Source organism: Nostoc sp., assembly GCF_036919815.1.
GTDB lineage: Bacteria > Cyanobacteriota > Cyanobacteriia > Cyanobacteriales > Nostocaceae > Nostoc.
This window is the reverse complement of record NZ_JBALCE010000114.1, coordinates 24,652-40,853: the sequence shown is the minus strand read 5'-3', so window position 1 is coordinate 40,853 and position 16,202 is coordinate 24,652. Positions and strand designations below refer to the sequence as shown.

Below are 16,202 nucleotides of genomic sequence, written 5' to 3'. Positions count from 1 at the left end.
CTGGTTTTTTTTAGCTAAAGAGTCAAAACTAGAGATGACGATATTTGCAATTATTCTATGTCTTTTAGCATAGAAAACTAAGCTGTCCTGGCTTTAATTTACATGATGCTAACAGTCAGGATGCCTACTACAACTACCTTTCTTAATTACGAATTACGAATTACGAATTACGAACTATGAATTATGCCTTGTGGTGGAAGGCTTTAGCAAAAACCTTAAGCTACTGTGTAAAGGTAATAACAAAGGATTTCAAAGTTAGTTTAGAGCTTTGAAATTAATTTACCAGAAAATCAGGAGTACTAAAATGAGTATAGAAGATCGCGCCAAAGCAACTGCTAAAAATGTTGAAGGTAAAGCCCAAGAAGCATTAGGAAATATTACTGGAGATCCAGAAGATAAAGCTGAAGGTAAAGCAAAGCAAGCTGAAAGCGAAGTACGTCACGGGATTGAAGACGTAAAAGATAATGTCAAGAAAAAGCTTGACTAATAATTTCTGCTTTTTTGCAGAAAGTCTAGGGATATAAATGGGATATATCTCAGCTTTGCAAAAAAATATGAGTTGTTCGAGACTCAAGCTAGACTCTTTTCAGATTCTCTGATTAAGAAGTAGAGAATAGAATATCGCTTGATTTATCAGGATTTATGTAGAGACGTAGGTAATTACGTCTCTACACTTTTCAAAAATTTTAAAAAAGTTATTTAGATAATTAAACTCTATTATTAAATTGACAATTTAAAAGCTTAAATCCAGATCGGATTCCTTCCAGCCAAATAGAGGGAGAATTAGAAAAGGCGATCGCACTGAAAATTGGTTTATAGCGGTTCTCAGTTGAGTAAGTTACAAGAACCCCATCCCCAACCCCCTCCCCGCAAGCGAGGAGGGGGCGGTGAGGCAATTTTGTTGGATCTGAAAATTCTTTAAAATATCATCAAATTGTAGTAGTATGGCACGGGCATTAACTATCTTCAACTATATCTGATTGTTAGCGCTTTTAAATTCAAAATCGATGAGAGTATACCGTGAACCTAACTATTTATTTCCTCCGTCACGGACAGACAGAATATAGTCGCAACAATGCCTTTTGCGGTTCCATAGACTCAGAACTTACCCCAGAAGGATTGGAGATGGCAAAGGCTTTTGCTGACGCATATAGTTCTATTCCTTGGACAGCAATATTTTGTAGTCCAATGCGGCGAACTGTATTGACAGCAAAACCTTTATGTGCATCTCTAGGGATAGAACCACAACTCAGAGATGGTTTGAAGGAAATCAATTATGGCGAGTGGGAAGGAAAAACTCCAGAAGTAATTAGCCGTGAATATCACGATGATTATATTCGCTGGTCAGCAGACCCGGCTTGGAATGCTCCATCTGGTGGAGAAATGGCTGTTAGAATTGCTTCTCGTGCCTTGCAGGTAATTGAAGAAATCAAGCAAAATTACACTAGTGGCAATGTGTTAGTGGTTTCCCACAAGGCAACTATCAGAATTATTCTGTCTAGTTTACTGGGGATTGATGTCGGACGCTTCCGTTTTCGTTTGGGATGCCCTGTTGCTTCGGTTAGTATTGTAGAATTTAGCTCACATGGGCCGCTGTTAAAGGTTTTGGCAGACCGGACTCATTTGGATGAGCGGTTGCGAAATTTACCAGGAACGTGAAGGAGTTAGGAGAGACGCGATTAATCGCGTCTGTACAGGAGTTGGGAGTTAGGAATTATTATTTTTCTCTTGCTTCCTCCTGAATCGCTGGTTCAGTATATTTGCAGTAAAGGTTTATCACAATTTTTAAAATATATAACATTAGGTTGGTCTATTTCGCTAAAAGCTAGACTACCTCTATTTTTGGCGAAGGTATTGATATATTTGACTTAATTATTTATTGAGTATTTGTTAGTTCCTGAATCAACTCTTCAGGTGTCAAAATTCTGGGAGTAGCAACTGGAAAGTCTCCAGGGTTGCGAGTAATAATAGCATCTAAGTGATTGAGTACCGCAGTGGTGTATTGAATAGCGTCTTCAAAATCTCTAAAATTAGTAGTTAGCGCCATGTTGATTGTGGTACTGTCTACGGTAGCAACACTGCAAAAGTTGAGCAACTGCCTTAAATAAGTAAGTGTCCACTCTCGACCTCTTGCCCTGCGGATGATGTAATACAAATCGCTAAAAGTTGAGGCGGAAATATAACCTTCTACCTGTCCTTGCTCAACAAGCACTAACACTTGTTCGCTTGAGTTTAAGAAAGGTTCACGTTCAAGGGCATCATCTACAATGATGTTGGTGTCTAATAAGATTTTCACAGATTATGTTTCTCCTTCAAAGCTTCCCATCGAGCTTCGTCTGGGTCAAAGTCTGGTGGAACAGGAGGAGCATTTTCAAATAAACCTTCAAATGCTTTTACTTTAGACTTCCTCTTCGGCTTCTCTGGCTGTGGCTCAGTGGCGCTTTCTGTAAAACTTTTTAAGGATGGAACTGGCTGCAAAATAATGACTTCTACCTTGCCTGGAGCAATATTTAGAGGTTCGTCAATAATCAAATGACCTGATTCATCAATTGTGGCGTTCAGCTTGTAGGCTTGCATACTTCTGCTCTTTTTCTTTCTACGATATAACACTGTTGCTGTAAATGTTGCTCTGGCGTAGCCCGTCGTAGACATCGCAGTTCCGAATCAATAGCATATAACGGTCTATATCGCAATGTTCATCATTAACATCACCATGTTCATCATTAACATCACCATGTTCATCATTAACATCACGACATTTATCCTTAATATCACAATATTTGGGCAAATGCTTATGCGATCGCTAGCAATACTTAAACAAAACTTATGAATCAGCAACACACCCTAGTCCTAATTTTATTCGCTAGGGCTTTTAATTGAGTACAGATACAGCGATAATTTACTTAAATTATCACCGAGTTATTTTATGTTGCCAATTATTGAAATTATTGCTTTACGTCAAATGGCTTCGGGCGATCGCTTGTTTCTACAAGTTTACAAATTTGTCGGCGCTAAACCTGGTAAAAAGGTTTATATTCAATCTAATCTGCACGGTGCAGAAATTGCTGGTAATGCCGTTATTCATCAGTTAATTGAGTTTTTATTAACAATAAATGATTCAAATTTAGCTGGAGAGATTTGGCTAATTCCCGTTTGTAATCCAATGGGGACGAATGAGCGATCGCACCATTTTTCGCCTGGACGTTACTGCCTTTACGAAGCCAAAGATTGGAATCGCATATTTTGGGATTACGAGAAACAAGCTGATGATTTAGTCGCCTTTACTAAATCTCAACTTCATCTTGATTTAGAGGTGGTTCGACAAAATTATCTAACTATAATTAAACAACAATTTGCTAAACTTTTAGAAAAAATTAATTCTCCTAGTAGTGTGCCCTACACTGAGCTTTTTAGCTATAAACTCCAAAATTTGAGTTTAGATGCAGACTATTTAATTGACTTACATACTTCTACAGATCAAGCGTTAGGCTACCTTTATTACTTCCGAAATAGAGAAGAAAGTGCAAAATACTTCGGGCTTGATTTTGGAATCTTACTTGATAAATATGATGGTGATGCTTTTGATGAAGCTTTTATCAAACCTTGGTTAGCACTGGAAGCTTGTTTTAAAGAGTTTGGTAGAGAAATCAAGTTTGATGTGGAAGCTTGGACACTAGAATTAGGAACAGGAATGCAAATGAACCCTGATTCAGTTGCCAAAGGTGTACGCGGTGTGAAAAACTATTTAGCGCAAAAAGGTGTACTGCAAATTCCTGATTTATTGGATGACAGAAAAACCCATGAAATGACTTTCACATCTAGCAGCAACCGGAAAAAATATTATGCGATCGCAGGTGGCATGATTCAATCCAGAATAGAATTAGGTAGTTCAGTCAAAGCTGGAGAAAAGCTGTATCAAATTCTCAGTTTTAATAAGGAAGGTAAGTTACCAAGTGTAATTGATGTCTGCGCTCAAAAGGATGGATTAGTTTATGATGTCGCAACCAATCAAGCTGTGAATGAAGGTGAGTTTGTATTGGGAGTTATTAGTTAGGAAAGAAATTTAAAGGTATGAATTTGGTATAACTAAAATGTAACCACTACTTGAGGAATCTAGTTATGAAAACTGCTATTTCTCTTCCAGACCCAATTTTTGAAGAAGCTGAGGCACTTGCTCAACAGTTGGGGATATCTCGCAGTGAACTATATACCGAAGCATTGAAAGTATATTTGCGACGATATAACCGAGAGCGGATTTTATCAAAACTAAACGAAGTCTACTCTCAAGAATCTTCAGATTTAGACTCAGTTATGGCAACAATGCAATTTATCTCTCTGCCACAGGAGAATGATCAGAACCAGGTTATCGTAGACCTGTGCTAATTATTCAGGATGATATATTTAGAGGATGTTTGAAAAGTCATGATTGATGTATCAAATATTTTTTACCCCACCCTAACCCTCCCCTTATAAAGGGGAGGGAACCGAATTTTTCTTGTTTCCCCCCTTTACAAGGGGGGATTAAGGGGGGTAACAATTCGATTAAAATCACAACATATCACTTTTCAAACAACCTCTTACACAAAGTCGCATCAGGACAGTAATTGTTGTCATTATCACTTCTAATATCGAACTTGCAAAGGCACCGGGCAATGTTTTATTACCACGTGACGCGACGGGTTTGCCCACAGATTCAGTTGTAAATGTCTCTCAGATATTCACTGTGGACAAAGTATTTTTGACTGACCGTATTGGTTCATTGCCAGTGAACTTGCAGGAAGAAGTGGATGAAGGTTTGCCAACAGTTCTGTACCTCTGATGATTAATGTAAGGGTAATTCATGTAGCTTTAGCTTCCCGCAGGGTATTGCCCTTACAGGTGGAAGGTTATTCAAAGGCTTCGCGGAGGACGGTTTGCATGAGGTCTTCGGCGAGTTGTTTCCGGTGTTTGATTTGTTCTTCCAGTTGGTCAATTATTTTCATCAGATAATCGACTTTTTCAACGATCACTTTTTGTTCCGCAAGGGGAGGAAGGGGAATGATTAAATCGGTGAGAGTAGGAATTTTTATATTTGGTTGACCAGCCATTTGATAAGCAGCCTTTTTGATTTCAGGCTGTTTGAATCTCAAAAGTAAAAGGGTAAAATCTTGATTTCTTATACTTGAAGGCTTAACTCCAACCATACTATCAGGGAAACACATATCAATTCCCAAAACACCTAAATTACCAATTGTTCCACCAACAATTGCGATAATAAGTGTACCTTTAGGAAATTCTTTAGATACAGAACGGCCTTTTTCATTTAAAGTTTGCTTGTATTCTGTGATGACATCTCCATTTCTACTTAATGAATTAATCTGAATAAACGGATACTGACCACCATAACAAGATTTATCATTTCTAGGTCTGATTGAAAAGCGACCTCTTTCAAAAGTTGCAAATGCTCCAAATCGACACCAAACCCAACTATCAGGTAAATAAAATGGGATTTCATCAGGTGAGATTTCGGGGATGGGTTTTTCTTTTTTGAGTTTTCCATCAGCGATCGCCTGTTGTTTTTCGGCTTTAATTTTGGCTAGGAGTGCGGCTGCATCGGTGTCTGGGTTGACTTTTTGCATTGGATTGCGATCGCGCCATTCTGCTGTGAGTTGTCCTGCGATCGCTTCTTGTAAAATCGCCTGTTTCAGTTGAGAAATATATTTTTCTTGTTTTTGAAGTTCAACAATTAATTCATTTTTGAAATCAGAAAAACTTCTAAATTTTTTCGATATACTCTTTTGTAATTCTATGCTTGGTAAAGGGATTGTATATTCAAGAAATTCCCAAGCCCTAATAGAAGAATAATTTGTACTACCCTTTGCTTCTATTTGGTTTTGAATATAATCCGTATTAATCAAAACTTCGAGATATTCTTGCGTTACTTTAGAATAATCTAGTTCATATAAATAATAATGGCTGCTTACTATAGAACCTTCTAAATCATGAGTGATAAAACCATATCCCCCAAATTTAGCATCCATTTCAGCAACGATTAAATCACCTGCATAACATAATTGCTGTTTTTTTGTTTTAATCTCATGTCCAAATTGTTTTTTTCGTAGTACGACTCCTTTACGATGTACTTGTACTCTGCACAATTTGTACTCAGTAGATTCATCAATTTGCAAAAATCGAGCATTTCCTTTTTGATGCCGTAAAATTTCCTTCAGTTTGACATTTTCCCATTGATTCATTAGCAATACCTTCCTTTAAACAATCTCATTGTAGGGGCAATTCATGAATTGCCCCTACGGGGACAATTGATTTTTTAACATATCTAATAATTCATCACTTTTACGAAAAGAATCATGTAACATCCCCAACAACTCCACCGAACTATAACCCCTTTCTTGCTCCAAAACATGAGAATTTTTCACATCCAAATTAAATCCGTTTTTCTCTAAATCCTTAAAACTCACCCGCCATGCTTGCTCATTTTCTTCTCGATTATTCCACCATGCCTTCAGAGACTTAAACTCACTTTTATTAATCGGTTTCGTCTTAGAATACGCCTTTACCCCTTCCATTAATTGATGTTCCCAATACCAGATTTCCTTTGTCGGTTTACCCTTCGTAAAAAACAAAAGATTAGTCGCCACAGACGCATAAGGTTGAAACACCGAATTAGGTAAACGCACAATCGTATGCAGATTACAAGACTCTAATAAATGCTGACGAATCCGCGCCTTTACCCCATCGCCAGTTAACGAACCATCTGGTAAAACGATCGCAGCCCGTCCCCCATCTTGCAGATATCGCACCATCAACAACAGAAACAAATCTGCACTTTCGGTAGTGCGATAACTCATCGGGAAATTATCCTGCACCCCATCCGTCACCGAAGCCCCAAAAGGTGGATTTGCCAAAATCACATCTACCCGATCCGCCGTACCGATAGAAGTATATTCTCGATTCAGACTATCTATATATTCAATATTCGGAACCTCGATGTCATGGAGAAATAAATTCGTCACCGCCAACATAAACGGTAAGGGTTTAAACTCCATCCCCTTAATCGTCTTTTCCAATGTCTCCAGATCGCGCACCTCATCCAAACCTTGCTGACGCAGATGATTAATCGCACAAGTTAAAAAACCACCAGTTCCACAAGCCGGATCAAGTACCGTTTCCCCCAACATTGGATTAACCATTTCCGTCATAAACTCCGTCAAAGCGCGGGGTGTGTAAAACTCCCCATAAGCGCCCGCCGTCTGGAGTTCGCGCAAAATCGTTTCGTAAATATCCCCGAATAAATGACGATCTTCGGAACTTTCAAAATCAATTTCATTGAGACTATCCAAAACTTGACGAATAATCGTCCCATTCTTCATATAATTATTCGTACCCTCAAAAATCTCCCGCACAATCACCGCGCGTTGATTACCCGTGCTAGTGTCTAAACTTCGCAACGTGGGGAACAATTCTTGATCAATAAAAATCCGTAAGTCATCCCCCGTTAATGACTTTTCACCATTAGTCATTCCCTTCTCTGAAATTGCCCAATTGCACCAGCGCAACCGTTCTGGAATCACCGAAACGAAATTATCCTTGAGTAATTCTAACTCGCGATCGCTAGCATCCAAAATTTTCAGAAACAGCAACCACCCCAACTGCTCAATCCGTTGTCCATCACCAGACACACCCGGATCTTTCCGCATAAAATTACGCAGACTTTTAATATTACCGCCAAGATTTTTCATTAGACATTGACCGAATTTAATTATGCGTTGATCAAAATTTGTGGTATAGAGAATTATTAACCAATTTGTAATTTGTAATTAAATAGGGATTGATACCCCCATTTCTACAAACGGCTTGTATCTTAGCCGGGGTTGTTTGAAAAGTCCTATTGTCGGTATCAAAACATTTTAGATCCCCCTAAATCCCCCTTAAAAAGGGGGACTTTGATTCCGGTTCCCCCCTTTTTAAGGGGGGTTAGGGGGGATCAAAGTGCCTAAAATCACAGCCAAATACTTTTCAAACATCCTCTTAGCCGAGGTTGAAATCCCCGTCATAAAACATAGTTACGAATTACGAATTACGCTGCTACGTGATACAATTCAGATTTTAATTCTTGCAAAGCTGAAACATATTGAGATTTACCGCCAAATAATTGTACAATCTCACCTGGAGATCCAAGTTGCTTCAGGGGTTCTAATTTTAGCACCGAAAGTTCCTCTATATTCTCGATGCCATCGGTAGTATATTTTTCTAAAAGAGCATCTAAAACCGCCCGCATTTGTGAGCCATACTTAGTAAAATAATCTCGTTTTCTGACATTTTGCGCCCGTTCCTTACGAGTTAAGGGTGGACGATCCCAAGCAATATAACAAATCAAATCAAATAAATCCAAATCTTTTTTAATATCTTTCTGCAAATCCTCAAGAATAATATTCTGTTCCCGAAGTTCTGCAATCAAAGCACTCTTTTTATCCGCCTGATTCCAGCGTGTCAAAAACTCATCTAAACTGCTAAATTCTCGCAGCAAGTTTTGTTTGGTATAATCTCGTAAACTTGTTGTCACCAACTCCCCATCATCATTGAGATATTGAATCCGCTCGTTTAAAATTGCCACATTTACCCCAGCAATATAAACCTTAACCTGCTTTTCTGTAGTAATTTCACCACCATCAATAATTGTCGGTTTTGTACTTTCTCGAATCTCGTTGTTTTGCTCAAAATCAACTATTTCTCCCGTCTCATGATCGATAATTTCTTCTGTTATATCCCCGGTAATATTTTCTGGTGTAAATGGCTCATCTTCCCCTACTTCCTTAATCATCACCGGATCACCATCAAAAGCGCGATCCAAAAACAGATCCGTCACATTCCGAAAATCCATAATCGTGAAAAATTGCTTATCAAACTGTTCATTAATTCTTGTTCCTCGGCCAATAATTTGTTTAAACTCCGTCATCGAACGAATATTAGAATCTAGTACAATTAATTTACAGGTTTGAGCATCAACCCCCGTCGTCATTAACTTAGAAGTCGTCGCAATCACAGGATAACGTTCTTCTGGATTAATAAAATTATCCAATTCCAATTTACCTTCCTTATCTTCTCCTGTAATTCGCATTACATATTTATAATTTTCCCTGACTAAATCTCCGGCTTCATTAGCAATAGCTTGTCGCATTCGTTCTGCGTGTTCTGTATCCACACAAAAAATAATTGTTTTTGCATAAACATCAGTTTCCCGTAAAAACTCCATCACTCGTTTTGCAACAGCTTTTGTCCGCTCATCAATTACTAAATTCCTGTCAAAATCTTTGAGATTATAAACCCGATCTTCGACCAAATACCCTGATTTATCTTGCTTACCCGCTTCCGGGCAATATCCTTCTAAATCAACATTTAAACCGACTCGAATCACCTTGTAGGGAGCAAGAAAACCGTCATCAATCCCTTGTTTGAGAGAATAAGTATAAATTGGATAAGCAAAATATTCAATATTAGAAACTTCCTTTGTTTCCTTTGGCGTTGCTGTTAAACCAATTTGGGTTGCTGAACTAAAATATTCTAAAATTTCCCGCCATTTACTATCCTCTGCGGCGCTACCACGATGACACTCGTCAACTATAATTAAATCAAAAAACTCTGGGCTAAATTCTCGGTAAGCATCAGCAGTTTCATCATAATTAACTAAACCCTGATATAATACTAAATATATTTCAAAAGCGGTGTCAACTTTCTTATTTTTAATCACCGTCATTTTGTTTTTAAAATGCTTAAAATCACCGCGTTTTGTTTGACTAATTAAGGATTGGCGATCAGCTAAAAATAAAACTCGTTTTTTGATGCCATTTTTCCACAGCCGATAAATAATCTGAAAGGCGGTGTAAGTCTTACCAGAACCCGTTGCCATCACTAATAATAAACGATCTTGACCTTTAGCGATCGCTTCCACTGTCCGATTAATGGCAATTTGTTGATAATAGCGCGGTTGGCGACCTTTAGGATCAAAAAAGTAATCAAAAGTTGCTATCTCTTCCGCTTCTGGGGTTTCAATCTGCTTAAACTTCTTATATTTCTGCCAAAGTTCATCAGGAGTGGGAAAATTATCAAGACTTAATTCTCGCTCAATTAAACTAGAAAAACCAGATTTATCATGTTCTAAAAAACCATCACCATTAGAACTAAAAGCCACAGGTAAATCTAAAATATCTGCATAGTTTAAAGCCTGTTGCATACCGTGACCAACAGGATAAATATTTTTCTTAGCCTCAATCACAGCGATCGCAATATTAGGCTTGTAATAAAGAATATAATCAGCTTTTTTCCCCTTCCCACGTCGCGTTTGATTCCCTTTGACATAAATCCGACCATCAGTAAAATAGACCTGTTCTCGGACTTGCTTGCTGACATCCCACCCTGATTTAAGCAAAGCAGGTAAAACATACTGTGTACAAATATCCTGTTCTGAAAGCTCTCGTTTATCGGTCATCTGTAAATTCACTTACTTTTATGAATAGTAGGGGCAATACCCTGCGGGAAGCTAAAGCTACATGAATTGCCCCTACGGAGGAACTGATTGCTCAATTATACACAGATGACCTTGAGGCTAATAGAAACTTCGTCATGGAACTGTTTGTTTTGGATCTAAAAACAAAACAAAGTTATCTCAGCTGTAAAATATAAGTGTAGAGGCAGTAGTAGATTAAACCTCGGCAAAAGTAATCCTTAAAAATGCCAAGGTAATTTTATGCTTGTTTTGCGTTTAAGAAAAAATCGAGTTATCCCAGCTATAAAATATGAGGGTGGAGCCAAAGGTGACTAGTATTGATAATTACAACTTCTCTTTTTCAGGAGAAGCCACAATCCCACAGGCTCCTCCTGAGTTTAAATCAGGGTTTATCGGCATTGTTGGTCGTCCTAATGTCGGTAAATCTACTTTGATGAATCAATTGGTAGGAGAAAAAATTGCCATTACATCACCGATCGCACAAACAACACGTAACCGTTTGCGCGGTATATTAACTACACAAGAGGCGCAGTTAATTTTTGTAGATACACCAGGAATTCATAAGCCCCATCATCAATTGGGTGAAGTGTTGGTGCGAAATGCCAAAATTGCGATTGAATCGGTAGATGTATTGCTGTTTGTGGTAGATGGAGCCGTGGCTTGTGGAGCAGGCGATCGCTATATTGTCGATTTGCTCAGTCGCAGCAAAACACCGGTAATTCTGGGTATGAATAAAACTGACCAACAACCGCCCGATTCCCAGTTTATAGATGAGAGTTACGCCCAGATAGCCAAGTCCCATGAATGGAAAATCGTGAAATTTTCTGCCAAGACTAGTGCCGGATTACCACAACTTCAAGAATTATTAATTGAACATTTAGAAATTGGGCCATTATACTATCCCCCAGACTTGGTAACTGACCAGCCAGAGCGCTTTATTATGGGTGAATTGATCCGAGAACAAATTTTATTATTGACTCGTGAAGAAGTACCCCATTCAGTTGCGATCGCCATTGACCTAGTAGAAGAAACTCCTAGCATTACCCGTATACTTGCTACCATCAACGTCGAGCGCGATTCCCAAAAAGGCATACTCATCGGCAAAGGCGGAGCGATGCTCAAAGCAGTTGGTAGTGAAGCCCGCGAACAAATACAAAAGTTAATCGCTGGTAAAGTTTACCTAGAATTGTTTGTCAAAGTCCAACCAAAATGGCGACAGTCGCGGGTGAGTTTAGCAGAGTTAGGCTATCGGGTGGAAGAATAAAAAATTAGTCATTGGTCATTTGTCATTAGTAAAAACTAATTACTCTAGCTTGCTTCCTCCTGCGTCCTAACTAATAAAAATGTCTTTAGATACTCGCTATCCCTTAAATTTACCCGCCAATGCTCTACCATTGCGCGTGTTAATTGTCGAAGATGATCCGATGATGCAACTGGGATTAGAGCAATCGTTAATGGCTCATCCTCAATTGGAGATTGTTGGACAAGCAGAAGATGGTTATTTGGGAGTTCAAGCCGCACTGCAACTGAAACCTGATTTGGTGGTTATGGATATTGGGTTGCCGCGATTGGATGGTATTGCCGCAACACAGCAAATTAAAGCGGCGCTACCAGCAACTCATGTGGTAATGCTGACATCTCATCAAACGGAGACAGAAATTATTGCGGCACTATCTAGCGGTGCAGATGCATATTGCATCAAAGGTGCAAGTGTGGAACGATTGTTAAGTGCGATCGCAGCCGCAGTTGATGGTGCAGCTTATCTCGATCCCCAAATTGCGCGGCGAGTAATTGATAATCTCAAACCGCCCTCACCCACCAGCAATAACGCCAACTTATCTGGGCGCGAGTTAGAAGTGTTGAAACTCATGGTAGATGGGTTGAGTAACCCAGAGATTGCCGAAAAACTTTATCTCAGTCCCAACACCATCAAAACTCACGTTCGGGGGATTATGAATAAATTAGCAGTAGACGATCGCGTGCAAGCAGCAGTTGTAGCACTGCGTTCTGGATTGGTTTAGAAAACAAATGCAGCAAAATACAGAGGCAAATCTCAGCAAAAGTCAGATTTCTGGTGTATCCAAACTTAATAATGAATTCCCCACTTTTTGCCCAACAAGTCGTCAAGAATGGCGAAGATGGTTAGAGAACAATCATCACACCTGTTTCGGTATATGGCTCATCTACTACAAAGTAAAAAGTGGTAAACCAAGTGTTCGATATAGCGAAGCGGTAAAAGAAGCCTTATGCTTTGGTTGGATTGATAGTAAAGTCAAATCCTTAGATGAAGAACGTTATATGCAAATCTTTACACCTCGAAAATTAAAAAGCGTGTGGTCAAAATTAAACAAACAATATATTGAAGAACTCATAGAACAAGGATTGATGACTACAGTTGGTCTGGAAAAAATAGAAGCTGCAAAAGAAAATGGTTCATGGAACTCTTTAGATGCGATCGAAGCATTAATTATTCCCTTAGATTTAAAGCAGGCTTTAGAAGCAAACACAACAGCCAAAGGGTATTTTGAGGCATTTAATAACTCATCCAAAAAGAATATCCTTTTTTGGATTGACAGTGCAAAACGTCCAGAAACCAGATTAAAAAGAATTGAACAAACCGTAAACTCAGCAGCGAGTAACAAAAACCCATTAGTATGATAACAAAGCCTATATAATTATTTGACAAACTATCTTTTTAAGCGCTATTGTTAGCAATCGCCATATTTTTAATCCCATTTATAAGTAGAGGCGTACATATATATGTACGCCTCTATAGCTGACTAATTTGTTGCCAAGATTGTTGAATAATAGTCTACCTCAATCTACTTTACTTAAAAAAGTTACCGAATTGATTAGGGTCTAAATTAACAGGAAATAATAAAATTTCCTTGCCTTCTAAATTTGCCTTCTGGTGAAGCAAAATTGCCTTTTGCAAAGAGCAATATTTAATTGGAACCCATCCGTCGCTATAAAAGTAGACAGTGACTCGGCTCATTGCATACTCTTTCAACGGCACTGGAACGTACCAGGACGAGTCCACAATTTGAACCTTACCTGTTGAGTCCATGCTTTAAACCTCAGTTACTAAGTATATTTAGTTTGACTCATCACTCTGACTACTTTCACTCATCCAAGTGAGTTCTAATAACTATCATAAGTAATAAGCTAATGTGGCCTTAAGTTAGATATTTAGGTAGAAGTTCAGGAGTCAACGAGTTTTTAGTTGGGATTAAGCCTTAGAGGTTGGTAACGAATTATCGTGCAAAGTTTGACAGGTTGTCTTTTGACACAACTATTATTTTAAAATTATCGTTCTTAAATACTGGTGGAAAAATAGCATCAAAAATATTTAAATTTTCCTTTAATTGCCTTTACCCAGTCAGCCCGGACTATTTCGCTTACTTTTTAGAAACTTTATGTTCCACTTTACCCTTGAGAAGAATTTGGGATGGCTATTATTAATTTCGGTTCTGATTGCCACACCAGTTAATGCCCACACCGAAAAGGTATCAAAAGACGTGGGCGGGATGCTGCATATTGAACCTTATGACAATCCTCAAGCTGGTAAAACCGCTCATGTTTGGATTGTCCTCACCCATAAAGGCGGGCGACTAATCCCCCTGACACAATGTAACTGTCAGTTGGCTGTCTACCCCGAACCTCACAGTGAAACCGATACCCCATTGCTGAAGCCAAGTTTACATAATGTATCAACCAGGCAATATAAAAGCATTCCCGGAGCGGAGATCATATTTCCCAAAGTAGGAGCTTATGAATTGGAGTTAAGCGGTACTCCCAAATCTGGAGCTAGTTTCAAGCCCTTTGAGTTGTCTTACAACGTCACAGTTGGCTCATAAAAGCTGAAGTGTGTAAAATCTGATGCTGTAGCAAGATCCCGCAGAGTTGAGAAATTGCAGTGCGATCGCCTCTAAAATAGACATCTCCAGAAATTAATCCAGAACCCTTGTAGAGACGTAGCAGTGCTACGTCTCTACATTCATTTTCTTTTCCTTTGTCTAATGGTAGCGATCGCATAACCTAGTTTTATCAATAAATCTCTTCTGTCTTTGAGAACCGCCTGTAAAAGTTTGAATGCTGTTGTCTCGCCTCTGTTCTTGAGATTCTGATTATTGTTCACGAGGTTCAAAGACTCATTAACGGAGTTCAAAGACTCATTAACGGAGTTCAAAGACTCGTTAACGGAGTTCAAAGACTCATTAACGGAGCTAAAAGACTCATTAACGGAGTTCAAAGACTCATTAACGGAGTTCAAAGACTCATTAACGGAGCTAAAAGACTCATTAACGGAGTTCAAAGACTCATTAATGGAGTTCAAGCACTCGTTATAATTTACTCAGTATAAGCTTTATTCCTTTCTGCCTCCCCAGTTCCCATAATTTAAAATCCTGCCAAATGATCTGAAGGTTTCAAACTCAGGGATGATGAGTAATTAGCAACTAAATTGACAAAATTACACTATAAAGAGTGATATTAAGCGATAGATAGCGCTTGTAAAGGAATAACGGGCATGATTAAATCTTGGATGGTGATTGGGGGTGTGGCTTTCTTAGTTGCGTTGGCGGCTAACGTGATTACGCCTAGCGATCGCCAATGGTTCAAGCGCTTACAACGACCGAGATGGCTAACTTTTGAGGGTGCGATTCCAATTATCTGGACTGTAATATTTATTTGCGGTGCTTGGTCAGCTTATATTGTCTGGGAAAAAGACCCAGGAAGCACCTCAACCTGGTTAATCATGGGTTTATACTTGCTCTTAGAAATTATTACCATTGCCTATACGCCTGTAATGTTTAAGCTTCGCAGTCTGAAAGTGGGTACAATTCTTGGTGGCACAGGTTTTATCATTTGTGTTTTGTTAATACTTGCAATCTTAGGTTTTTCTGGTTGGGCAGCATTGTTACTAGTTCCTTATTTCCTTTGGAGTCCCATTGGTACTTATACCACTTGGCAGATGATCGCTCTCAATCCTCAAGATGCTTAGGAACGTGGATTAAATAAAATGCAAAACTTCATCCTGTCTCCAGCTTCTCTCTCCTTTATAAGGAGAGGGATTGAGGGTGAGGTAAGCCAGGGACATAAATTGTATTTTATTTAATTCTTATTCCATAAGATTCGCACCAGCGAATGATTCAAACTATGGCGGAAATTGTCAAACTTGCAGTATATGACTTAATAAAATACACAAAGCTTGAGTACATGATGATTCCATCTTGGATAATAATTGGGGCTGTAACTTTCTTTATCGCCCTTGGTAGTTTCTTGATTACGCCGCGTGATGTGAAATGGTTCGCACGGTTAAGTCGCCCTCGTTGGCTAGTTTTTGAGCCGCTAATTCCGCTCATCTGGACTGTGGTTTTTATTGGCGGTGCAGCTTCAGCTTATGTTGTCTGGGAAAAAAATCCCGGAAGTCTAATTACTTGGCTACTAATGGCTTTATACCTCCTGGTGGAAATTATCACCGTCGCCTACATACCTATAATGCTGAGGTTTCGCAGTCTCAAAGCTGGGGAAGTTCTGGGACTAATGGGTTTGATTTTAGCTGTTGTACTGGCAATCTGCGTTTTGCCAATTTCTCTAATGGCGGTGCTGTTACTCCTTCCCTATCTAGTTTGGACTCCTATTGGTACTTATACCACCGACGAGTTAAGGGAACTAAATCCTCAAGATGCATAATGCA

The 16,202-nt window shown here is 38.9% G+C and carries 18 protein-coding genes; 11 read left to right on the top strand and 7 right to left on the bottom strand.

All coding sequences use genetic code 11. The features are described 5' to 3' along the window. The first annotated feature begins 304 nt into the window (after positions 1–304). Positions 305–487 (top strand): CsbD family protein, encoded by a 183-nt coding sequence (locus V7K15_RS26025; RefSeq protein WP_334910246.1) that lies wholly within the window; start codon positions 305–307, stop codon positions 485–487. A 533-nt stretch (positions 488–1,020) separates the two neighbouring features. Further along, the gene (locus tag V7K15_RS26020; RefSeq protein WP_334910244.1) at positions 1,021–1,659 is read left to right on the top strand and encodes a histidine phosphatase family protein; all 639 of its coding nucleotides are present in this window, start codon (positions 1,021–1,023) and stop codon (positions 1,657–1,659) included. Positions 1,660–1,876: 217 nt separating this feature from the next. Here V7K15_RS26020 and V7K15_RS26015 read toward each other — a convergent pair whose 3' ends face one another. Genes V7K15_RS26015 through V7K15_RS26005 form a run of 3 tightly spaced genes read right to left on the bottom strand, consistent with a single transcriptional unit; the run spans position 1,877 to position 2,788 of the window. Then, positions 1,877–2,296 (bottom strand): type II toxin-antitoxin system VapC family toxin, encoded by a 420-nt coding sequence (locus tag V7K15_RS26015; RefSeq protein WP_334910242.1) that lies wholly within the window; start codon positions 2,294–2,296, stop codon positions 1,877–1,879. Continuing rightward, complete coding sequence (locus V7K15_RS26010) at positions 2,293–2,577, bottom strand: hypothetical protein (protein ID WP_334910240.1); 285 nt, start codon at positions 2,575–2,577, stop codon at positions 2,293–2,295. Before V7K15_RS26010 ends, V7K15_RS26015 begins: the two co-directional genes overlap by 4 nt. Before the next feature lie 19 nt (positions 2,578–2,596). Then, on the bottom strand, positions 2,597–2,788 hold the full coding sequence (locus V7K15_RS26005) for a hypothetical protein (protein WP_334910238.1): 192 nt from the start codon (positions 2,786–2,788) through the stop codon (positions 2,597–2,599). 138 nt (positions 2,789–2,926) lie between these two features. Here V7K15_RS26005 and V7K15_RS26000 point away from each other — a divergent pair, with 138 nt between their 5' ends. From V7K15_RS26000 to V7K15_RS25990, 3 genes are all read left to right on the top strand, one after another. After that, positions 2,927–4,054, top strand: a complete 1,128-nt coding sequence (locus V7K15_RS26000) for a succinylglutamate desuccinylase/aspartoacylase domain-containing protein (protein ID WP_334910236.1) — start codon at positions 2,927–2,929, stop codon at positions 4,052–4,054. 65 nt (positions 4,055–4,119) lie between these two features. Continuing rightward, positions 4,120–4,383: a ribbon-helix-helix domain-containing protein gene (locus V7K15_RS25995; protein WP_334910234.1), complete on the top strand. Its 264-nt coding sequence runs from the start codon at positions 4,120–4,122 to the stop codon at positions 4,381–4,383. A gap of 172 nt (positions 4,384–4,555) precedes the next feature. Further along, positions 4,556–4,819: a type II toxin-antitoxin system PemK/MazF family toxin gene (locus V7K15_RS25990; protein WP_334910292.1), complete on the top strand. Its 264-nt coding sequence runs from the start codon at positions 4,556–4,558 to the stop codon at positions 4,817–4,819. A 67-nt stretch (positions 4,820–4,886) separates the two neighbouring features. Here the strand turns inward: V7K15_RS25990 and V7K15_RS25985 are convergent, their stop codons facing one another. The 3 genes from V7K15_RS25985 to hsdR all read right to left on the bottom strand — a co-directional run bounded on the left by V7K15_RS25985 (position 4,887) and on the right by hsdR (position 10,486). Then, positions 4,887–6,233 (bottom strand): restriction endonuclease subunit S, encoded by a 1,347-nt coding sequence (locus V7K15_RS25985; protein WP_334910232.1) that lies wholly within the window; start codon positions 6,231–6,233, stop codon positions 4,887–4,889. A gap of 54 nt (positions 6,234–6,287) precedes the next feature. Further along, the gene (locus V7K15_RS25980) at positions 6,288–7,739 is read right to left on the bottom strand and encodes a class I SAM-dependent DNA methyltransferase (RefSeq protein ID WP_334910230.1); all 1,452 of its coding nucleotides are present in this window, start codon (positions 7,737–7,739) and stop codon (positions 6,288–6,290) included. A 338-nt stretch (positions 7,740–8,077) separates the two neighbouring features. Continuing rightward, positions 8,078–10,486, bottom strand: coding sequence for an EcoAI/FtnUII family type I restriction enzme subunit R (gene hsdR / locus V7K15_RS25975; RefSeq protein WP_334910228.1), 2,409 nt, complete (start codon positions 10,484–10,486; stop codon positions 8,078–8,080). Positions 10,487–10,793: 307 nt separating this feature from the next. On the opposite strand from hsdR, the gene era reads away from it, so the two are divergent. From era to V7K15_RS25955, 4 genes are all read left to right on the top strand, one after another. Continuing rightward, a complete protein-coding gene (gene era / locus V7K15_RS25970; RefSeq protein WP_334910226.1) occupies positions 10,794–11,768 on the top strand; it encodes a GTPase Era in 975 nt (324 codons plus the stop codon). A 79-nt stretch (positions 11,769–11,847) separates the two neighbouring features. After that, on the top strand, positions 11,848–12,525 hold the full coding sequence (locus tag V7K15_RS25965; RefSeq protein WP_334747285.1) for a response regulator transcription factor: 678 nt from the start codon (positions 11,848–11,850) through the stop codon (positions 12,523–12,525). A gap of 7 nt (positions 12,526–12,532) precedes the next feature. Then, on the top strand, positions 12,533–13,162 hold the full coding sequence (locus tag V7K15_RS25960; RefSeq protein WP_334910224.1) for a YdeI/OmpD-associated family protein: 630 nt from the start codon (positions 12,533–12,535) through the stop codon (positions 13,160–13,162). 758 nt (positions 13,163–13,920) lie between these two features. Continuing rightward, complete coding sequence (locus V7K15_RS25955; RefSeq protein ID WP_334910222.1) at positions 13,921–14,361, top strand: hypothetical protein; 441 nt, start codon at positions 13,921–13,923, stop codon at positions 14,359–14,361. Here the strand turns inward: V7K15_RS25955 and V7K15_RS25950 are convergent. Then, positions 14,345–14,539, bottom strand: a complete 195-nt coding sequence (locus V7K15_RS25950; protein ID WP_334910220.1) for a hypothetical protein — start codon at positions 14,537–14,539, stop codon at positions 14,345–14,347. The two genes, V7K15_RS25955 and V7K15_RS25950, sit on opposite strands and share 17 nt — an antisense overlap. A 493-nt stretch (positions 14,540–15,032) precedes the next feature. Between V7K15_RS25950 and V7K15_RS25945 the strand changes: the two genes are divergently transcribed. After that, the gene (locus V7K15_RS25945) at positions 15,033–15,506 is read left to right on the top strand and encodes a TspO/MBR family protein (protein WP_334910218.1); all 474 of its coding nucleotides are present in this window, start codon (positions 15,033–15,035) and stop codon (positions 15,504–15,506) included. A gap of 218 nt (positions 15,507–15,724) precedes the next feature. Then, entirely contained in the window at positions 15,725–16,198 is a 474-nt protein-coding gene (locus tag V7K15_RS25940) for a TspO/MBR family protein (protein WP_334910290.1), read from the top strand. The last annotated feature ends 4 nt before the right edge of the window (positions 16,199–16,202 follow it).

Bases quoted from the DNA above. Each gene is read 5' to 3' on its own strand.
- V7K15_RS26025 (WP_334910246.1), top strand. From the start codon at position 305: ATGAGTATAGAAGATCGCGCCAAAGCAACTGCTAAAAATGTTGAAGGT.
- V7K15_RS26010 (WP_334910240.1), bottom strand. From the start codon at position 2,577: ATGCAAGCCTACAAGCTGAACGCCACAATTGATGAATCAGGTCATTTG.
- V7K15_RS26000 (WP_334910236.1), top strand. From the start codon at position 2,927: ATGTTGCCAATTATTGAAATTATTGCTTTACGTCAAATGGCTTCGGGC.
- V7K15_RS25995 (WP_334910234.1), top strand. From the start codon at position 4,120: ATGAAAACTGCTATTTCTCTTCCAGACCCAATTTTTGAAGAAGCTGAG.
- V7K15_RS25985 (WP_334910232.1), bottom strand. From the start codon at position 6,233: ATGAATCAATGGGAAAATGTCAAACTGAAGGAAATTTTACGGCATCAA.
- V7K15_RS25980 (WP_334910230.1), bottom strand. From the start codon at position 7,739: ATGAAAAATCTTGGCGGTAATATTAAAAGTCTGCGTAATTTTATGCGG.
- hsdR (WP_334910228.1), bottom strand. From the start codon at position 10,486: ATGACCGATAAACGAGAGCTTTCAGAACAGGATATTTGTACACAGTAT.
- era (WP_334910226.1), top strand. From the start codon at position 10,794: ATGAGGGTGGAGCCAAAGGTGACTAGTATTGATAATTACAACTTCTCT.
- V7K15_RS25965 (WP_334747285.1), top strand. From the start codon at position 11,848: ATGTCTTTAGATACTCGCTATCCCTTAAATTTACCCGCCAATGCTCTA.
- V7K15_RS25960 (WP_334910224.1), top strand. From the start codon at position 12,533: ATGCAGCAAAATACAGAGGCAAATCTCAGCAAAAGTCAGATTTCTGGT.
- V7K15_RS25955 (WP_334910222.1), top strand. From the start codon at position 13,921: ATGTTCCACTTTACCCTTGAGAAGAATTTGGGATGGCTATTATTAATT.
- V7K15_RS25950 (WP_334910220.1), bottom strand. From the start codon at position 14,539: ATGCGATCGCTACCATTAGACAAAGGAAAAGAAAATGAATGTAGAGAC.
- V7K15_RS25945 (WP_334910218.1), top strand. From the start codon at position 15,033: ATGATTAAATCTTGGATGGTGATTGGGGGTGTGGCTTTCTTAGTTGCG.
- V7K15_RS25940 (WP_334910290.1), top strand. From the start codon at position 15,725: ATGATTCCATCTTGGATAATAATTGGGGCTGTAACTTTCTTTATCGCC.